General features: G+C 27.9%; 16 protein-coding genes. 11 read left to right on the top strand and 5 right to left on the bottom strand.

All coding sequences use genetic code 11. The annotated features are described in order from the left end of the window. Nucleotides 1-478 precede the first annotated feature (478 nt). A complete protein-coding gene (locus B5E92_RS12495) occupies nucleotides 479-2,929 on the top strand; it encodes an FAD-dependent oxidoreductase (RefSeq protein WP_087302704.1) in 2,451 nt (816 codons plus the stop codon). 8 nt (nucleotides 2,930-2,937) lie between these two features. Here B5E92_RS12495 and B5E92_RS12490 read toward each other — a convergent pair whose 3' ends face one another. The 4 genes from B5E92_RS12490 to B5E92_RS12475 form a co-directional block, all read right to left on the bottom strand. Further along, a complete protein-coding gene (locus B5E92_RS12490; protein WP_087302702.1) occupies nucleotides 2,938-3,606 on the bottom strand; it encodes a Crp/Fnr family transcriptional regulator in 669 nt (222 codons plus the stop codon). Nucleotides 3,607-3,954: 348 nt separating this feature from the next. Then, entirely contained in the window at nucleotides 3,955-4,608 is a 654-nt protein-coding gene (locus tag B5E92_RS15860; protein ID WP_239406467.1) for a hypothetical protein, read from the bottom strand. After that, complete coding sequence (locus tag B5E92_RS12480) at nucleotides 4,608-5,924, bottom strand: M18 family aminopeptidase (RefSeq protein ID WP_087302699.1); 1,317 nt, start codon at nucleotides 5,922-5,924, stop codon at nucleotides 4,608-4,610. Before B5E92_RS12480 ends, B5E92_RS15860 begins: the two co-directional genes overlap by 1 nt. Before the next feature lie 74 nt (nucleotides 5,925-5,998). After that, the gene (locus B5E92_RS12475; RefSeq protein WP_087302697.1) at nucleotides 5,999-7,441 is read right to left on the bottom strand and encodes an APC family permease; all 1,443 of its coding nucleotides are present in this window, start codon (nucleotides 7,439-7,441) and stop codon (nucleotides 5,999-6,001) included. Nucleotides 7,442-8,016: 575 nt separating this feature from the next. On the opposite strand from B5E92_RS12475, the gene B5E92_RS12470 reads away from it, so the two are divergent. The 8 genes from B5E92_RS12470 to B5E92_RS12435 all read left to right on the top strand — a co-directional run bounded on the left by B5E92_RS12470 (nucleotide 8,017) and on the right by B5E92_RS12435 (nucleotide 17,091). Next, nucleotides 8,017-9,645, top strand: a complete 1,629-nt coding sequence (locus B5E92_RS12470; RefSeq protein ID WP_087302695.1) for a hypothetical protein — start codon at nucleotides 8,017-8,019, stop codon at nucleotides 9,643-9,645. Between the two features lie 44 nt (nucleotides 9,646-9,689). Then, complete coding sequence (locus B5E92_RS12465; RefSeq protein ID WP_087302693.1) at nucleotides 9,690-10,400, top strand: acetylglutamate kinase; 711 nt, start codon at nucleotides 9,690-9,692, stop codon at nucleotides 10,398-10,400. A 98-nt stretch (nucleotides 10,401-10,498) separates the two neighbouring features. Next, a complete protein-coding gene (locus B5E92_RS12460; protein WP_087302691.1) occupies nucleotides 10,499-11,389 on the top strand; it encodes an alpha/beta fold hydrolase in 891 nt (296 codons plus the stop codon). Nucleotides 11,390-11,528: 139 nt separating this feature from the next. Then, nucleotides 11,529-12,470 (top strand): GTP-binding protein, encoded by a 942-nt coding sequence (locus B5E92_RS12455; RefSeq protein ID WP_087302689.1) that lies wholly within the window; start codon nucleotides 11,529-11,531, stop codon nucleotides 12,468-12,470. Nucleotides 12,471-12,551: 81 nt separating this feature from the next. Beyond that, complete coding sequence (locus tag B5E92_RS12450; protein WP_087302687.1) at nucleotides 12,552-13,034, top strand: GNAT family N-acetyltransferase; 483 nt, start codon at nucleotides 12,552-12,554, stop codon at nucleotides 13,032-13,034. Nucleotides 13,035-13,086: 52 nt separating this feature from the next. Then, nucleotides 13,087-13,932: a DUF89 domain-containing protein gene (locus B5E92_RS12445; protein WP_087302685.1), complete on the top strand. Its 846-nt coding sequence runs from the start codon at nucleotides 13,087-13,089 to the stop codon at nucleotides 13,930-13,932. 200 nt (nucleotides 13,933-14,132) lie between these two features. Then, nucleotides 14,133-16,703 (top strand): translation factor GTPase family protein, encoded by a 2,571-nt coding sequence (locus B5E92_RS12440; RefSeq protein ID WP_087302683.1) that lies wholly within the window; start codon nucleotides 14,133-14,135, stop codon nucleotides 16,701-16,703. A gap of 1 nt (nucleotide 16,704) precedes the next feature. Further along, nucleotides 16,705-17,091, top strand: a complete 387-nt coding sequence (locus B5E92_RS12435; RefSeq protein ID WP_087302681.1) for a hypothetical protein — start codon at nucleotides 16,705-16,707, stop codon at nucleotides 17,089-17,091. Between the two features lie 8 nt (nucleotides 17,092-17,099). Here the strand turns inward: B5E92_RS12435 and B5E92_RS12430 are convergent, their stop codons facing one another. After that, nucleotides 17,100-19,430, bottom strand: a complete 2,331-nt coding sequence (locus tag B5E92_RS12430; RefSeq protein ID WP_087302679.1) for an HAD-IC family P-type ATPase — start codon at nucleotides 19,428-19,430, stop codon at nucleotides 17,100-17,102. 202 nt (nucleotides 19,431-19,632) lie between these two features. On the opposite strand from B5E92_RS12430, the gene B5E92_RS12425 reads away from it, so the two are divergent. Both B5E92_RS12425 and B5E92_RS12420 read left to right on the top strand, forming a co-directional pair. After that, the gene (locus tag B5E92_RS12425; RefSeq protein WP_394335299.1) at nucleotides 19,633-20,826 is read left to right on the top strand and encodes an Mbeg1-like protein; all 1,194 of its coding nucleotides are present in this window, start codon (nucleotides 19,633-19,635) and stop codon (nucleotides 20,824-20,826) included. Between the two features lie 53 nt (nucleotides 20,827-20,879). Further along, a complete protein-coding gene (locus B5E92_RS12420) occupies nucleotides 20,880-21,284 on the top strand; it encodes a hypothetical protein (protein ID WP_087302675.1) in 405 nt (134 codons plus the stop codon). The last annotated feature ends 115 nt before the right edge of the window (nucleotides 21,285-21,399 follow it).

Raw genomic sequence — 21,399 nt, 5'->3', positions numbered from 1 at the left:
TATCATCAAGAAATCTAACAACTCACCTCAAACAGAATAGCCTTTCATTTGGGGAAAGGGGCATTATGCACTTTTTTGGTAAAATCCATATTTCCATTTCTATTTTTTATTCAGATTAATTCACCTAGCCTTAAATTAATAATACCATAGATATGATTAATTACGATAAAATTATTAGTTTAATCAAAATAAGTTCAAATTTATAATAAGATAAATTTACCTAGGTGATAATATCTATGGGTAATTATTAACAGTAGTCAAAAAAAGTCATTATTGTTATTCATGATTTTAAAGAAACTGAAGTTGTTTTTACTAATGAAGATTGGCAAAGATTTTATTTAACGATTGATGAAAATAAAATAATTGTTTTAAGTAGTCTTAATACCATTTTTTTATTTAGTTATGTGATTTAGTTACAGAACTATTTTGTTAAAACGGTTATGATATTGGTGAATTAGTTATGATAAGGAGAAAGATTATGAATAAAAGAACTTTAATTATTGGTGGTGTTGCCGGTGGGGCAACAACTGCCACAAGGCTTCGTCGTCGTGATGAAAATAGAGAAATTATTGTATTTGAAAGAGGAGAATATATTTCGTATGCCAATTGTGGTTTGCCATACTATATTGGTGATACAATCAAAAGTCGTGATGCTTTACTATTACAAACTCCAGAAGCGATGAAAGATAAATATAATATTGATGTTAGAATTAAAAACGAGGTTTTAGAGATTGATCCTGATGCGAAAAAAGTAATTGTTAAAGACTTAAAAACAGACAAGACTTATGAAGAAAGTTATGATGACTTAGTGATTGCAACTGGTTCATCACCATTAAAACCACAAATTCCAGGCATTGATCATAAAAATATTTTTACTTTATGGAACGTTAATGACATGGATAATATTAAGAGTTACATTAATGAAAATAAAATAAGCAGTGCAGCTGTAATTGGCGGTGGTTTTATTGGCTTAGAAATGGCTGAAAATCTTGACCACGCAAATCTTGAAGTTACATTAATTGAAATGCAAAATCAAGTTATGGCACCGCTTGATTTAGAAATGGCAAATTTGCTTCATGAAAATATTATTGCTAACGGTGTTGATTTAATTTTAAATGATGGAGTAAAAGCTTTTGAAGATGCTGGTGAAAAGATTAAAATTATTTTAACAAGTGGTCAGGAAGTTATTGTTGATATGGTCGTTTTGTCAATTGGGGTTAAACCTAATAGTGAATTAGCTGCAAAAGCTAATTTAGCTTTGAACGCTAAAAAAGGAATAATTGTCGATGAATATTTAAAAACATCAGCTAATCATATTTATGCAGTTGGTGATGTAATTGAAGTTGACAATTTTATCACAAAAGAAAAAACAATGATTCCTTTAGCTGGACCGGCTAATAAACAAGCCCGTATTTTAGCTGATAACTTATGTGGTGATCAAAAAAAATATCATGGTAGTCAAGGAAGTGCGATTGCTAAGGTCTTTGATTTAAATGCAGCTAGTGTGGGAATTAATGAAAAACAACTAAAAGCTATGAAAAAAGTTAAAAATAAAGATTATTTTACCGCTTTGATTAATCAAAAGTCTCATGCTGGTTATTATCCTGGTGCTACTAATTTAACTCTAAAGATGATTTTTGATGCTGATGGTAAAATTTATGGTGCTCAAATAGTTGGCCAAGATGGAGTTGATAAGCGAATTGATACTTTAGCAACAACGATTAGATTAAAGGGAACAATTTATGATTTAATGGAATTGGAATTATCATATGCACCGCCTTTTTCTTCAGCAAAAGATCCTGTTAATATGTTAGGATACGTAGCAGAAAATATCTTAAGTCATAAAGCAAGATTCATTGAATGGGATGAAGTTGATGCGCTTTTAGAAGATAAAAAAGATGATTTTGTCATCTTAGATGTTACTGAAGAAATGGAACGAATGGTTTTTGCAATCAAAGATTCGTACCATATTCCACTTGGAAAATTACGTCAACGAATAAATGAATTAGATAAAAGTAAGTTAATTATTCCATACTGTGCAATTGGGGTTCGTTCTTATAATGCTGCTAGAATTTTAATGCAAAATGGATTTAAACGAGTTGCGATTTTATCTGGAGGAACAAGTTTTTATAAATCAATGCATTATCAACAAAAAGTAACTAAAAAGAAAAATAGTTCTAATGATCATCCTAATATTAATAGTGATCAGGAGATGAAAATTTTAGATTGTTGTGGATTACAGTGTCCTGGTCCAATTATGAAAGTAAACGAAACTTTAAATGAGATGGAAAATGATGAAATTTTAAAAGTTTCTGCTAGTGATATGGGCTTTTTAAAAGATGTTGCTTCATGGTGTGATAAAACAGGCAACACATTATTAAAAAGTGAACGTGTTGCTCAAGAAAATATTGCCTATATTAAAAAAGGAACGGCTTCGACAGTAAAAAAATCAGAAGTTAAAGAAGGAAAAACCTTAGTAGTATTTAGTGGAGATTTGGATAAAGTATTAGCATCATTTATTATTGCAAATGGTGCAGCAGCAATGAATCGTCCCGTGACCATGTTCTTTACATTTTGGGGATTAAATGCGTTACGTAAAAGTGAACATGTAAAAGTGAAAAAGCCACTAATTGATAAATTATTTGGCTTAATGATGCCACGAGGAAGTCAGAAGTTAAAATTATCAAAAATGAATATGGCAGGAATGGGGACAGCGATGCTTAAAAAAGTTATGAATGACAAAAATGTTGATTCTTTAGAAACCCTAATGAAAACTGCAATGGCCAACGGAGTAAGATTAGTTGCTTGTACAATGTCAATGGATATTATGGGAATTACTAAAGACGAATTAATCGATGGTGTAGAATTTGGTGGTGTCGCTAGTTATTTAGGAGATGCAGAAGAAGGCAATGTAAATCTATTTATTTAACAAAATTATTATTTTAACGATGCTAAGGCTTGTTTGTTGATTAAGTGGATCTTTCCTCTTGATAAATGAACATAGCCTTCTTTTGCAAAATGCTTTAACATTCTAGAAACTACTTCGCGTGCAGAGTTTAAATCTTGGGCAATCTGTTCATGAGTTATTTTAATATCCAGACTATTAGTACGATCACTTGCTTCGATTAGATATGCAGCTAAGCGCTGATCAAAACTCATAAATAATAATTGCTGCATCGCCCACATTACATCGGAAAAACGTTCTGTTGCCAGTTTATATGAAAATAATTCGACGTATATATTTTGTTTTGACAGTTGTAAAAAAGCCGCAGAACTAATTTGAATTATTTGGCAGGTTGTTTTTGCTTCCACTAAAACTTCAAAATCGATAGAATCTAAAATGCAAGCTGCAGATAAAACACAAACATTATGTGGCTGTAAATAAAATAAGGTAATTTCTTTGCCTTCATTAGAAATCATATAAGTGCGAAGTTTGCCACTAACGATAATTAAGATTCCGACACAATCATTTTTACCATGGTGGATTAATTGCCCACTTTGATATTCGATAATTGAAGCATTATTAATTAAAATATTTTTTTCATTTTGGTTAAGATGTTGCCAAAAAGGTAAAGTTTGTTTTAATAAATGATAATCTTTTAACATACTATTCTCCTTTGAATTATAAAATAATTATAACTTAAATACCGTAATAATAAAACATATGTTATTCTTTAATACAATATATTTATTGTCATCGGGTAATTAAATATTTTTTAGGGAAGAAGCTGATGATTGAAAAATAATTATTAAAATATATTGTTCCTGGTTACTAATGATAATCTGAGGAATCTTAAAATATTTAATGAAATAAAAAGATTATTTTCTAAGGAAAAATGATTAGATTTTAAAATTTCAATTGTACTTATATCTAATTGTTTAAAAAAAAGCACATCACTCATTCGAGTATGTGCTTTTTGTTTGAAATTAAACGCAATTAGTTATTTTAACGCGTTATAGTCTTTTAAGATTAATTTCTTTTTTCATGATTCTTTGACTAGTTATATAAGCAATTACCATGATTAAAAAAGAAATATCAAAAGGACTCTTTAATGTTAATACAATTACAAATATTGATACAATAACACCAATCAATTGAATAGAAAACGATTGAATTTTTAATTGGTAGCGTTTTATAATACGATATTGTTTAATAAATTGATGAAGCGTAATATAAAATGCAAAAACAGCAACGAGAAAATCAATAGAAATATGAATCAAATAATGACCTGTCAAAAATTCTTTAATAAACATCAAAACAATATAACCGCACATAGTAATCCAAAGGCCAGATATCGTATATCGCTGTTCATCATTATATTTCATCTCTTTAATTTTAGCTTTGAAATTTATGTTCTTTTCGATTTGTTGAACATAGTTTTTAGTTGATAAACGAGTGAATTTTGAGATATCATTTATATTTTCCTGATGTTTTAAAAGTTGATTTAAAACTTCAGACAATATAATATTTACTTTTAAACTCATAGATTGATGTCTAAAAACATATGCTTCAATTTCTTGATACCAATTAAAATATTGATCATTTAATGATTTAATTAAAGCAATATTTTCATCATATAAATCATATTTTTTCTCTTTTTTCTTCATTATTGAACCTTCAAAATAGAATGACTTACTTCACTAATATGCGAATTAAAGAAAGCTTTCATTAATTGAACCATATAGTAAGTATCTTTAACACCAGCAGTTTCATATGTTGAATGCATTGCCAGCTGTGGTAAACCAATATCAACACTATTCATTGATACTTGTGACATAGCGATATTTCCTAAAGTACTACCACCTAATTCATCAGAACGGTTTGCATAGAATTGTAAAGGAACATCGGCTTTTTGGCATAAGTCTTTTAAAATGGCGATACTAACACCATCGCTAGTATATTTTTGACCAGCATGTGATTTTACGACAACACCTTCATTCATATAAACACAGTTTGCAACATCAGTTTTACCTGGATGATTTGGATGTACTGCATGAGCATTGTCAGCACTTAACATAAAACTACAGGCAAGAGCTCGATAATAGTCTTCTTCAGTTTTTCCAAGCGCAGCATTGACACGTTTTAATACATCATATAAGAATGTTGATCCAGCACCTTGTTTTGATTGTGAACCAACTTCTTCATTATCAAAACATGCTAGCACATTAATTGATTCATCATTATAACCGGCAAGGAATCCTTTTAGTGATGTAAATCCACATTGCAAGTCATCAAGATGAGCTGATGAGATAAATTCTTCATTAGCACCCCAAATTGATGGAGCAGTACGGTTATATAAATATAAATCACTACCATAAATATCTTTTTCATCAACATTTAATTCATTAGCAATTAATTTTTTAAAATCACCAGGTTTAGTTTGAGCCCCACCAAACAAAGGTAACATATCGATTTGCTTATTATAAGCATAACCTTCATTTACTCCGCGGTTCATATGAATAGCCATGTTAGGTATTAAAACAAGGTCACGATCAATATTTAATAATCTAGTTATAAATTGATTTCCTTCTTTAACTAAAACTCTACCAGCGATAGATAAAGGTTTATCAAACCAGGTTGCACATAACATGCCACCATAACCTTCAGTATTTAATTGAGTATATTTTCCTTTTACTTCAATTTCAGCATTTTCTTTAATTTTAAAAGTTGGATAATCAGTGTGTGAAGCAGCTACATTGAAACCATAGTTATCTAATTTTGTTCCAACATGGAATGCAATGATACTTGAATTATTTCTTGTTACAAAATATTTACCACCAGGTGTAATATCCCAGCGTTGACTTTCTAATATTTCTACAAATCCATTTTCTAATAATTCATTTCTAATGTTTTCAACAGCATGAAATGCAGTTGGACTTTTTTGAAGAAAATCTAATAATTCTCGAGAAATCTCTTTATACATATATTATGATACCTCCTTTTTTTTGTATATCATAACATATCCTCCTGGGTTACCAAAAGGATATGTCTGATTTTTTATTCAATTGCTTCTTTTTCACGTTTTTTAATAGCAGGCATAATTAATCCTAATGCTGTTAAAATAATTGGGGTAATAACGTTTAAAAGCATAGTGAAAGTATCAGTTGAATACATACCTAATAAACAACATGCTGCCGTTACAATAAAGCACCACCAGCCAAAGAATTTTGCTACTGCTTGATTTTTAACAAATCGATATTCAGCAGGGAATTTTTCAATAGCTCTTCGTAAAGCAATATAAGCAACAAATACCCATAAATAACGAAGTGGCATACATACAGAATTTAACTTATTTAATTGTGTTAATACTGCAGCAGCGCCTGGAACAAATGATTGAATTAAAATAATAGATCCTGATAAAACTACAACCATTTTAATACCATTGATATATGCACCGTATTTATTTTTCTTCAATAATTTTGAAGGAATAAATTGACGAGCATCTTCGTTATCTAATAACATTCTTAATGGAGCATCGATACTTAATACTAAAGTTGAAAATTGTCCAATCATATTACATAATGCATAAATAATCATTAAAGCATCACCAACATGATAATATTCACCTAAAGATTGGAAAGCCCAATAAGCACCATTAGATACATATGAATTAAATGATTCTTCACTAGCATTGATAACTGCTGGATCAAACATCATACCCATTGCAATTGTTCCTAAAATAGCACAAACTACAACCATAATTGCTAGAGTAATCATACCTTTAGGAAATCCTTTGGAAGGATTTTCTACCTTATTTACATAAGGTGATATTTTTTCACAACCACCAACTGCAAAGACTAGAATGGACAGCGATGTAAAATAATTGGTATTAAACTGAGGGATTATTTTATCCCAACTAAAATCTAGTGAAACAAAACCACCATTTGGGTTAATTGCTGGTGCTGCAAACATCATAATAATGTATAAAATAGACATAACAAACATACTAGTTCCAGCAATAGTAGCTAGTTTTTTTAATGGATTTAATCCACGGCTAGCAACCCAGCAGAAAAATAAAAAGACTGCTAAAGTAGCAAGCTGAATACCAAGTGTTGGTAAAGTATCATAAGTTTCGGCATCGCGGAAAATAGCCCAGCTTAATGCCTTTAAACCACCACTTCCTTTACTTGCAATATAAGTAATGTGACATGCCCAATAAGTCCAACCGGCATAATAAGCAAGTTTTGGTCCCATTGTTTCATGAATCCATGAACTTACACCACCACCTAAATTTTTAAATGCTGATCCTAATTCACCTACCATTAAAGCATATGGTACGAAATAAAGAGCGAACATTAAAATCCAGCTGAAAATAACTTGAATTCCGTTGAAATAAACAAAGCCATTAACAACATTTCCAAAACCCCATACAGTAGAAAATGCCATAAACGCCAGGTTATACCAAACGATTTTTTTAGAATTTTCTTTAGAATTTTCCATATTTTCCTCCTTAATAATTTATAGTGTCTAAACCAATTAATCGTTTAATTGGAAAACCCCAGCTATTTAGGTTTTATCAATAAACTTAAATACTTTAATAAAAAGAAAGTTAAGTTTATATTATTGGTTTTAATCATTTTAACTAAAAAAGTTTTTAATAATCATTATAAAATATTTTGGCAAAATTTTATTACAAAATACTTTATCAAGCTATAAAACCAAATCATTTATTATCATTTTTAAAACAATAACTAGTTTTATTGGGGTAAGTTAAATATTGCTTTTGATTATTTGATGTAAAATTATAGAAAATAACAAATTATTAGGTATTATCTATAACACTTAAATTTTTAGTTATCTGATAATATTGTATTAATGTTTAAACATTTGTACAATTACCAACTTTTTCATTATAACAAAAAAATGTGATTATTGCTAATAATTAGCGGTTTTCGTGATTTTTTTAAATTTTGTTATTTTGTAAATATTGTTGTAATCTGAAATATGCAATATAATTATAAAATAGAATATTATTAAAAGCTGCTTTAAAATATTTAATAAATAGAGGGACTAATATGGAATATAAAGACTATATTGATGATGTAAAAAAATTAATTAAAAACATGAGTGAACAAGAAAAAACAGATTGGATATATAATTATGCAAGAACTTGTAATAAGAGTAATTGGCATGATTTATTAAAATCACTTACTTCAAAAACAATTGAAGACGTTCAATTTAACCAAGATGAATTTGATCAATTTATTGATGAAGTAGAAAATCAAGAATTATGGATTGAAAGTCGGGAAGAAGAATACTACGATGAATCTGTTCATGATTATAATAGTAACACAGTTTATTTAACTAACTGTAAATTATTAATAGCTTTAAATAATTATATATCTACAGCAATTAAATTAATAGAAAATGAAGATTATTTAATAGGATTTGAGATTTTAGATAAATTATCACAACTGATAGTAGTGACTAATAATGAGTATGGATATGTTGAAGAGCTATCTTTAAATGATCTATATGATCGAAATTTAATATGGGTTGTAAAATATGTGTATTATCAAAATTTTTTATATGCAGCATTTAATATAAACAAAAGTATTGAAGAGATATATCTAATTTTTAAACAATATGGAAAACAAGATTTAGTGTTTAGTGATCTATTAGCTTTTGGCAGTCAGGAATTAAAATTTGATCATCAGTTTTATCAAAACTGGATTGATTTTTTAGAAAATGAACCAGGTGATTTAGCGGCTAATTTAATAAAAGATGCTTGTTATTTAGATGGAGGTATTGATAAATTAACGACTACAGTTACTAAGATTGGTGAGATACATCCATTACTTTATCAAGAAACAATTAATCTATACTTAAAGAAAAATGATATTAACCAGGCAGTAAAAATTGGATTACAAGCAATTACTAAAATACCTGAACAATTTATTGCAAGAGCTAACATTGCTAAGACACTAATACCATATTATAGTGATAAAGCCTTTCTTTATGAAGTAGCATTTTTATCTAATCCAACTGTATTTAATTGTTTACGATTGTATAGCGAAAAATGTGATTTTGACTATATAAAAGAAACTTTTAAACAGATAAATTATCAAGATGATAACGTTATTTTTAGTAGTCAAGCTGAAGAATATGCAATTAATTGTCTCAATAATTATCAAAGACAAATTATTAATTACTTATTAAATGATTTTGATATAATTGAAAAACTAGATGAAATTGAATCTTTGGATATTAAAGAAATATTTATGTTTTTATCAATAATGTTATTAAAAGATCATAATCTAAATTTTGTTGCTGATAAAAACATTATAGAAGAATTAGAAAATTATTTCGATATTTCTGATTTTGATAAAAATAATTTTGAAAAATATCTTAAACTTTGGAAACGATCTATCAATATTAATGAAATTCAAAAAGAAAAATTAATTAATTGGCTAACAAAATCAATAATAATTGATAATATGTACAAAGAAAATTATGTAAATAAAGATAAAAAATTGGCTAGTTTAATTGTCGGCTTAGCAGAAGTTTTGTATAGTAATCAAGAAATTGAAAACATCGAAACCTATATTCAAGAATATCTTACAAAATATTCATGTTCAGCTAAGTTAAAAAGCGAATTGATGCTTGCTAGTCAACAAATCATAGATTTAAATAATAATTATTAACAAGTATTAATAGTTCTGGATATTTAAATAAAGGAGTGAGGACCATGAATGATTCATATAAAATAAAAGCTGATATTTTAACTGATGCTTTGCCATATATGCAAGATTTTGAAGGAAAAATAATGGTTATTCAATATAGTTGTAATAATTATGCATCACCTGAACAAGAAAAAAGAATTATGCAGGATATATCTTTATTACATTTTTTAGGAGTACATCCAGTAGTTGTTCATTCTAATAAAAGTGGTGTCGATATTTTTAGAGAAAACAAAAGAATAGCAGCATTATTAGAAACAAATAATTTAAAAGCTATTGGTATTTGTGGGATTGATTTACAAACGATTAGGATATTGATTGATAATCAATATATACCAGTTGTGATTCCTAATGATATTCAAACTGAAAGTGAAAATATTTTTGTTGAAGATACTGCAAGAGAAATCGCTGTTAAACTAAAGGCTGATAAATTGATCTTTATGTCTAAAGATAAAGGATTGTTTGATGATAATGGTCAAATGCTTCCAATTATGTCATTAGCTACGTTAATTGAATATAATAAGTATCATGAACAAATAGGGTATTTAAATTTAAAGGTGCAAAATGCTATTAAAGCTATTAATGGCGGAGTTCATCGTGTTCATATCATTGATGGGTTAATGGAACATAGTATTTTATTAGAACTTTTTAGCATTGAAGGAATTGGGACAGCTATTTTAGATAGCTTAGATAATTTATATAAACACGAACAACAATAAAATGATATTCTAATACACAATTTTGAATTTTGCCTATTAATATCTAATGAAAATACAAATTTGATAATCTTGAAATAGAAAAGAGATGATTAAAATATATGCAAGATACAAAAATATATTCATACATTTTTAAACCCCAAGGAAAAATCAGAGGTATTATCCAAATAGTCCATGGAATAACAGAGCATATGGGACGGTATCAAGAATTTGCTAATTATTGTACAAATCATGGTTTTATTATTTATGGCATTGATTTAGTAGGTCATGGTAAATCATTATACCAGGGGCATATTAAAGGTTATTTTGGTAAAGAAGGTAGCTGGGAAAATGTTGTTAATGATGTTTATAATAGTTATTTACAAATAAAAGAAAAATATCCTGATTTACCTTATTATTTGATAGGATTTTCATTAGGTTCTTTTATTGTTAGGAATTTAATGATTGAAAATCGCTCTTTAAAAATAAATGCTTGTTTATTATTAGGGACTGGTTATCAATCACCAATTTTATTAAAAATGGTAAAATTTGTTGTTAAACAAAACGGAAAAAAAGCTGGTGAAGAGTACTCTACATCATTAATAGATAATTTAGCTTTTAAAAATTATAATAAAAAATTTAAAGATGCTTCGAGTAATGCTGACTGGCTACTCGAAGATAAAAAAGCAAGAAAACAATATTTAAATGATCCGTTATGTTTAAAACATGTTAGTGCTGGATTATTTAGAGAATTATTGAATGGGATGATCATTACTAATGATTCTAAAGCTAAAATATATTTGCAATGTCCTGTTTATTTATTATCAGGTAAAAATGATGCAGTTGGTGAATTTGGTAAAGGCGTAAATAAAGCGGCAACGTTATTATTAAAACAGGGAGCTAATATAAAAAAGATAAAATTGTTTGAAAATATGCGTCATGATATTCTTCATGGAAAGAATTGTCAGGAAGTTTATGCTTATATATTAGATATTATTGAAAAAAATTTATAATTACTAGACATGTTATGTATTATTAATGCAATAACATGTTTTTATTTTGATTAAGATCAATGTAAATATTATTACTTTTCTTTAATAATTTAGCGGTTTTGTTTATAATAATAACAAAGTAAAAAAGGAGTAGTTTTAAATGATAAAAATAGATTTAATTACCGGTTTTTTAGGAGCTGGAAAAACAACATTTATGATAAATTATGCTAAATATTTAGTAAAACAGAATTTAAAAGTTGGTATTATTGAAAATGATTTTGGAGCAGTTAATGTTGATATGATGTTACTGCAAGAAAATGTTGGCGATTGTTGTGATTTAGAAATGATTTCTGGCGGTAGTGATTTACAAACCTATCGTCGTCGTTTTAAAACTAAATTGATTGCAATGAAAATGGTTGGCTATGATCGAGTTTTAATTGAACCTTCAGGAATTTTTGATGTAGATGATTTTTTTGATCTTTTATATGAAGACCCATTACAAAACTGGTATGAAATAGGCAATGTAATTGCAATTGTTGATGCCTCACTAGAAGAAAACTTGTCTAAGGAGTCTAATTTTTTATTAGCTTCACAAGTTGCAAATGCTGGTAAAATTATCTTTAGTCGCGTTCAAGATGCCTCTAAGATGGCTATCAGCAATACTGTTAATCATATTAATGATGCTTTAAAAGCTGTTTCTTGTAAACGGATAATCGATGATGTGATTATTTGTAAAAACTGGAATGATTTTAGTGATGAAGATTTTAGAGTAATTGTAGATAGTGGGTATGTTGTTACAAACTATCAAAAATTACATTTTAATCAAAATCAAACCTATTCATCACTATATTTTATGAATGTAAAAATTAATATTGATATTTTAAAACAACAAGTAAATAAGATTATAAGTGATCCTAAATGTGGTCATGTATTTCGGGTTAAAGGATTTATTCAAGATCAAAACAATAACTGGTATCAGTTAAATGCAACTAAAAATGAAATCAACATTCAACCAATAAATCAAGGACAAGAAATTATAATTGTTATTGGTGAATCACTTGATCAAGAAGTTATTGAACAATACTTAAATAATCCTCAATAATAAATTTATACCAAAATAATAGCTACTAGTAACAAATGACAAATAATGATATACTATTTATGCAATAAAAGGGGGATATTTATGGACAAACAATTAGCATTTAGATTTGCAACTGAAAAAGATGTACCATTAATTTTAAAATTTATTAAAGGTATCGCTGAGTATGAAAAAATGCTTGATGAAGTTGAAACAACAGAAGAATTACTACACGAATATTTATTTGAAAAACAAAGAGCAGAAGTTATTTTTGCCATTGTTGATAATGTTGAAGTAGGTTTTGCTTTGTTCTTTCATAATTTTTCAACTTTTGTCGGTAAATCAGGCTTATATTTAGAAGATATTTTTGTCTGGCCTCAATATCGTGGTAAAGGATATGGAAAAGCAATCTTTAAACAACTAGTTAAAATTGCCAATGAAATAGATTGTGGTCGCATGGAATGGGTATGTTTAAATTGGAATCAGCCAAGTATTGATTTCTATTTATCATTAAATGCTAAACCATTAGATGAATGGACTACTTATCGCTTAGATAAAGAAGGGTTAAAAGCACTAGCTGAAAAATAGTTTTGTGAATAATGTGAATAACTTTTAATAAAAATAACTTGGAGATTAACAGATGAAGATTAATGAGAAGTGTTTGCCTTGTTTAATTAATCAGGTGGTAAAAGTAGCTAATATAACTAATTGTTCTAATCGTGATGATTTATATCATCAGGTATTTGAACAATTAAGTAAGATTGATTTTAATAAATCAAATCCAGAAATAATCGGAATGATATTCGAATTAGTTAAAAAACATTTAAATAACGAAGATCCATATCAGGAAATTCGTCAATATTATAATAATTTATTTTTACAAAGCTATGATGATTTTGATAAAAAAATTGATTCTTTCAAAACAGCTATTAAATATGCAATTATTGGTAATATCATTGACTTTAGTCCTATTAATAATCAAGAAATAACAAAAATAGATGACTGGTTTGATAATATTGATAATTTATCACTAACTATAGATCATGTTGATAAGTTGATTAATGATATAAAAAAAGCTAAAACTATTTTATATTTAGGTGATAATTGTGGTGAAATTTGTTTAGATAAATTGCTGTTAAAAAGAATAAAACAGCTTAATCCCAGTTTAAAAATATATTTTGGTGTTCGTGGGAAACCAGTTGTAAATGATTCTATTGAAAGTGATGCCTATGAAGTAGGTATTGATGAATACGCTTCAATAATCAGTAATGGAGATAATTCATTAGGTACAATTTTATCACGAACAAGTGCTCAGTTTAATCAGATTTACCAAAATTGTGATTTTGTTATTGCTAAAGGACAAGCTAATTTTGAAAGTTTATCAGAAGAAAATAAAAAGATTTACTTTTTGTTAATGGTAAAATGTGGCGTTATTGCAAAGTATATCAATGTTCCGGAAAAATCATTAGTTTGTTATTGTAAGTAAGTTATTCATAATATTCACAGTTAATTTACAAATTTCACAATTGTGAATTGATTGTGCATAAAGGTTAATAAACAATAAAAAAGCATGTGATGATATAATTTATCACCATGCTTTTTATATTAGTGGTAAAATAAAGTTGTATTTATTTAGATATTTATTATAATTAAATTATTATTATTAAGAAATTAGGATGATTATAAATGAAAAATATAGTTTTAGGAATATTAGCCCATGTTGATGCAGGAAAAACTACATTAACAGAAAGCATGCTTTATTTAAGTGGGGCAATTAGAAAATATGGTCGTGTTGATCATGGTGATGCCTTCTTAGATTATAATAATCAAGAACGAGATCGTGGGATTACAATTTTTTCTAAGCAAGCAGTTTTTGAATATAATGATTGTAAGATTACTTTGATAGATACACCAGGCCATGTTGATTTTTCAACAGAAATGGAACGTACACTTCAGGTCTTAGATTATGCAATATTAGTAATTAACGGTTTAGATGGAGTTCAGGCACACAGTGAAACAATTTGGCATTTGTTAAAACACTATCAAATACCAACATTTGTTTTTGTAAATAAAATGGACATTTCCTTAAAAGATAAGCATGAGCTTATAGAGGATTTAAAAAAGAATTTTAGCGAACAATGTTATGATTTTGATAATTTAGATACTGATTTTTTCGAAAATGTAGCATTAAATAATGAAAATTTATTAGATTATTATTTAAAACATCAAACCTTAGAAGATAATATGCTTGTTGATGAAATTGCTAAACGTAATATATTTCCAGTTTATTTCGGTTCGGCTTTAAAAATGTCTGGAATAGAACATTTTCTTGATCAGTTTACAAAATATATAGCTACTAAAGAGTATCCAGAAGATTTTGGTGCTCGAGTGTATAAGATAAGTCATGATGATCAAGGAAATCGTTTGACTCACTTAAAAATTACTGGTGGTTTATTGAAAGTAAAATCTTTAATTAACAAAGATGAAAAAGTTGATCAAATTAGAATATATTCGGGAAACAAATTTACTACAGTTGATAAAATAGAAGCTGGTAATGTTTGTGCAATAAAAGGTTTTAAAAATATTCAGGCTGGACAAGGCTTAGGTTTTGAAAAAGACGAAATTTCACCTGTTTTATCTTCTTATATGGATTATCGAATTATTCTTCCAGATAACTGTGATCAACATAAAATGCTAGCTAACTTACAGTTATTAGCACAAGAAGATCCACAATTACATATTGTTTATGATAGTTCTTCACAAGAAATTCACATTCAGTTAATGGGGGCTATTCAAATAGAAGTTTTAAAAAATATTATAAAAGAACGTTTTAATATTGATGTTGATTTTGATTTTGGAAGAATCTTATATAAAGAAACAATTTTAGAACCAGTTGAGGGGGTTGGTCACTATGAGCCATTACGTCATTATAGTGAAGTTCATCTTTTATTAGAACCAGGACCTAAAGATAGTGGTTTACAGTTTGCTTTAAATTGTAAAGAAGAACAACTTCCTATTAATTATCAACATTTAGTATTAACCCATCTACAAGAAAAAGAACATTTAGGTGTTTTAACAGGGTCACCAATTACCGATATGAAAATTACCCTTGTTGCTGGTAAGGCTCATCAAAAGCATACTGAAGGTGGCGATTTCCGTGAAGCAACTTATCGTGCTTTACGCCAAGGATTAAAAATGACTAAATCAGTTCTATTAGAACCATATTTTGCTTTTTCATTAGAAATACCGGCCGAAAGTTTAAGTAAAGCAATTTATGATATTGAATTAATGAATGGTGAATTTAAAATAAAAGACCAGACAGCTGATAAAGTTATTTTATCTGGCAAGGCACCAGTTAGTAAAATACAAAATTATCAAAATGAAGTTATTAGTTATACTAAAGGTAAAGGGCGTTTAATTTATCGTTTAGATGGCTATCAGCCTTGTCAAGAGCAAGACAAAATTATTGAACAAATAAATTATGATAGTGAAGCTGATCTAAATAATCCTACTGGTTCTGTTTTTTGTAGTCATGGAGCAGGATTTAATGTAAGCTGGGATGAAGTGCCTAAATATATGCATATTCCATATCAAACAAAAAAAGCTGCTAAACCAGTAGTAACTAATTATAGAGAAGAACGCTATCAAGATGAAGATGAAGAATTAGAAGCAATTTTTACTAAAACATATGGACCATTAAAACATCGTGGTGAATCGTCTCATAAAGCTAAACCTTTAATAAAAGAACCGGTTTATAAACCTAAACCAGAATGTATCTTAGTAGATGGCTATAATGTAATTCATGCCTGGCCTGAATTAAAAGAACTTGTAAAAGATAATCTAGATGCTGCTCGTTTTAGATTAATGGATTTAATGTGTAATTATCAGGGATATAAAAAATGTATTTTAATACTTGTTTTTGACGCTTATAAAGTTAAAAACAACTTAGGAACAAGTGAAAAATACCATAATATCTATGTTGTATATACAAAAGAGGCTCAGACTGCAGATATGTATATTGAACGAACTACCCATGAATTAGCTAGTAAATATAATATTACGGTTGTTACTTCTGATGCTCTTGAGCAATTAATAGTTCTAGGGCAGGGGGCTAAAAGAATTTCTTCACGAGAGTTGTATTTAGAGGCAACTAGATTAGATCAAGAAAAACTTGAAGAATATCGTCGCAAACAACCTAAAGGACATGATTATTTATTAGCGGATATAAAAAAATATAATTCGAACCAAGGAGAATAATATGGCAAATATAAGTAAATATAATTTATATTATATCAGTGGTATTGAAGAATATCGCCGTCGAGCGATGTATACTTTAAATATTAAAGAAGATTGTTTTGCAGTTAGTGGTATTTTTAAAAGTAAAGAATTTTTATTTGATGAAATTGTTGATATCAAATATGGTGAAATAAATTTTTTAAAAGAAACAATTGATATTGTAAGAAGAACATTGGTTGATCAGGTTTCTTTAATCGATTTGCGTAATAATCGTAAATTAAATTATTGTCTAGTTATCTTTTTAAAAAATCAAACAATTTTATTTGGTGAAGAATATGATACTTTAATAAAAAAAGCATATGAAAATCTATTAAATGCGACTAATAAAACAAGGAAAAAAAGATACTGAGAATCTTTTTAAGATGGCTCAGTATCTCTTTTTTTATCCAAATATTGACCAACTTTTTTAGTAATAATTACCAAAAATGGAATACAAACTAGAATCGTAATAAAGATGATTTGTAATAATTTTGAATTTAGTGGATGCATTTCTAACAATGGCCAGAAAATTGGTGTTGAAAGAATGAATCCAATAATATCAATAATTAAAACACCACCACGATACCAGTTTAATGGTTTGTAAATACGATAAATCATATGAATAGAAATAAATGCTGTTGTAAAATATAAAATGGTAAATGTTTCCGATAATGATAGATCTAATACAGGTGCTAGTAAACGAATTCCAGCAACTGATAAAACAATTACTAAAGCATTTGGTAAAGAAAAACGCATTGCATGATTACCAATTGATTCTTTAGGTTTTTCAATATTTCTTTCAAATAAAATCATAAATGAAGGGAATCCTTCAATAAACATATCTAATAATGTCATTTGGAAAGGAATAAACGGATATGGAATATTCATTAAAATTGACAAAATAGAAAGTAAAATAGTATAGATAGTTTTTAAATAATACATTGAAGCTGATCTAGTAACATTATTAATAACTAAACGACCTTCACGGACAACTTCAACTAAAGTATCTAACTTACCATCGATTATTACAAACTGTGATATTTGACGAGCAATATCAGAACCAGAACCCATTGCTATTGAAACATCAGCATCTTTTAAAGCTAAAACATCATTAACGCCATCACCAGTCATTGCTACTTTTAATTTATGTTTTTGCAAAGCTAAAATCATTTTATGTTTTTGAAATGGACTAGCACGGCCAATAACATTATAATTTAATATCGCATTTTCCAAGTCTTCATCACTAGTTAGAGTAGAAGCATCAATATATTTTGTTGCATTAGCTACACCTGCTTGACTAGCAATAGCACTTACAGTAGCAGGATTGTCACCAGATATTACTTTTACAGCAACATCATTATCACTAAAGAATTTCAAAGCTGAGTGAGCATCATTACGAATTGGATCTTTAATAATAACTAGACCGATTGGAATAGTAGCATTTAAAGTATCAGATAATGTAGCTAAATCTTGATGATGTCCAATAAGTAAAACTCGGGCACCGCCTTTTTGCATTTCAAGTATTCTTTTATCTAAGATAAAATCTGGTCTAATAATTTCTGGAGCACCAACAATGATTGTTCCTACTTCATCTAGCTTAGCAGCACTCCATTTACGTGCTGAAGAAAAGGCAATACGATCAAGAGTTTCATATTTGGCTTCACCTTTAAAGTAATTTTTAAGAGTTTTAAAAGTAATATTATTATCTAGCGAACCAGCTACAAAAGAAGGCATTATCTGGGATAATTCCAGATTTAGTGAATTTTTTAAATTAATAACTTCTTCGATTTCCATTTTTCCTTCTGTTAATGTACCAGTTTTATCTAAACATAAGACATCTATACGAGATAATGTTTCAATACTAAACATTTCTTGAACTAATGTGTTTGATTTCCCAAGTTTTACAACACTAGCTGCTAAAGAAACACTTGTAAGTAAAACCAGCCCTTTAGGTAACATTCCTAATAGAGCAGTTGCAGTATTAACAATTGTACTAGTAATACTTTGATCACGAATAACATAGGCTTGATAAAGCATTAAAATACTTAGTGGTAAAACTAAATAACTAGTATAACGAGTAACTTTATTAAAAGTATTTAATAATACTGAATCAACTGGTTTTCTAGTTCTAGCCTGATCAGTGATTTTATTGGCATAATTGTCTTTACCGACATGTTCAATTTGACAATAGCAGCCACCACTTAAAATATAACTTCCTGAAAGCAGGTGATCACCTGGTTCTTTATAGACCGGATCGGCTTCACCAGTTAATAGTGACTCATCAACTTCAACACTATTTTTAATAATTACGGCATCGGCACTGATTTGATTTCCTGTTTCAAAATAAACAATATCATCTAGAACTAATTCCTCATTATCAATTAAACTTTCTTTGCCATCACGAATTACTTTGGTTTTTGGTGACACAATTAAGTTTAGTTTAGCAACCATGTTTTTAGATTGTATTTCCTGACGAGCACGAATAAAGATATTTGAAATAACTACAACGACAAAAAATAAGCTTGAGTAAGCTTTAACAGCTATCAAAGCTACAGCTATAATAAAATTGTAGGCATTGAATAAGTTAAATATGTGACTTAGTATAATTTCAAAATTGCTTTTAACTTTGGGTTTATACGCCACATTGACTTTTCCCTCGGAAATTCTCTGTTTAACTTCAATTGAAGTTAATCCTTTTATTTTTTTCATAAATCAACCTCATTTGCATTTATCATTTCTAATCCATTAATATTATAATAGCATGATTATTTAAAAATACTATTATATTTTTTCTAAATAATAACTTAATTTTTCTTAAAAAGCTATTAGTTTAAATATATTTTTAAGAAATGGATATTTAATTGTATATAGCTGATTGTCTATGGTATAATCCAAACATATTCAAGGAGGGATGTACTTGAGTAATATATATGACTATTTAAAATGGCGTGGTGATCTTTTAATGACGGTCGATCCATTTAATGATATCGATGCATTAATTTTAAGCGAACTAGTCTATGTAGAATTTTTAGACACAGTACCATCTTTTTTAAGTAACCAATCGCGTTCTTTACAGGATGTGGCTAAAGACTTCTTTTTAAAAAATGATGAGTCGGTATTAATGAATAGATTTTCTTTTATCAAAGAATCAATCAATTTATTAAAAGTTTTATCTACTTGCCAACGATTTAAAAACATTAAACTATCAAATTATGTAAACGAATTAAATTATAATGACGCTAAACAATTTGCGGCAATAACTTATCAATTAGAAGATGATAGTATTTTTGTTGCTTATCGAGGTACTGATGATACGATTTTGGGCTGGAAAGAAGATTTTTTGATGACCTATAAATATCCAGTTCAATCACAAATCCAGGCAGCTAGTTATCTTAAGAGTATTATTGAACATTTTTATCAAAGTAAAATTTCTTTAATAATCAACGAACACAAATTTTCAAACATTTTTAAACGAAGATTAAAAAAACCAATTATAAGAATAGGGGGGCATTCTAAAGGAGGCAATTTAGCAGTTTTTGCAGCTAGTACAATTGATGATAAAGATGCTCAAAAAATCATTCAAATATATAACTATGATGGTCCTGGTTTTCCTGAAGAAATGATTCAACATACGAATTATAAAATGATAGTTGATAAAATTAAAAAATTTATACCAGAAAATTCTGTTTTTGGAATAATGTTGGAAAATTTAGAAACAGTAAAAATTATTAAAAGTAATGCTAAAGGATTAATGCAACATAATGGATTTACTTGGCAAATTATTGGAAAAGATTTTGATACTGTTGATAAATTAAGTAAAGAAAGTATGGCTTTATCCGATGCTTTTAAATCATGGTTAGAAAAGGTTGATTTAAAAACACGTGAAAGTGCAATAAAAGCAATCTTTACTATCTTAGAAAGTGCCAATATTAAAACAGTTGATGATTTTACTGAAAAATCATTTTCACATTTAGTTACTGCCCTAAAAGAATTTAAAAATCTTCAAAATGATACCCGTGATGCAATAATTCATTTTTTTAAAACTTTATTAGTTGAAAGCAACAATTATTATCGGAAATATTATCGTGATAATGATAATTCATAAAGAATTAATATTTAGTCACTATACTAATTTTATATTTTGAAAAGAGGGTTAAGATGAAAAGATTTCAAGAGTCATTATATCGATTTATGTCAGGAAGATATGGTTCTGATCAGCTTAATATGTTTTTGCTGATACTAGCCATTGTTTTAATTTTTTTGAATATATTTATATTTGGAAATCAAATTTTATCATGGATTGTTTGGATTATATTAATATATGAAATATTTCGTACGTATTCTCGTAATATTTATCAAAGAAGAATTGAAAATGAAAAATTCTTATCATTAATAAGTCCAATTAAAAAGCGTTATTTAGTAATTAAAAATAATCATAATGATAAAGCACATAAATATTTTTTATGTCCAAGTTGTAAACAAATGGTAAGAGTGCCACGTGGTCGTGGAAAAATTACAATTACTTGTCCTAAATGTGCAAATAAATTTGATAAAAAAAGCTAAGGGGCTGTAACGACTTATAGAGAAAAAAAGTAGTAAAAAACGCAAAAATGTACGAGGAATCGTACATTTTTTTGGTATAATTGAAATATGAAAACTAATAAATTATACAAGAAAG

The organism is Erysipelatoclostridium sp. An15, from assembly GCF_002160675.1.
GTDB lineage: Bacteria > Bacillota_I > Bacilli_A > Erysipelotrichales > Coprobacillaceae > Thomasclavelia > Thomasclavelia merdavium.
The sequence above is the reverse complement of the archived record's forward strand: the minus strand, read 5'-3'. Positions and strand labels throughout refer to the sequence as shown.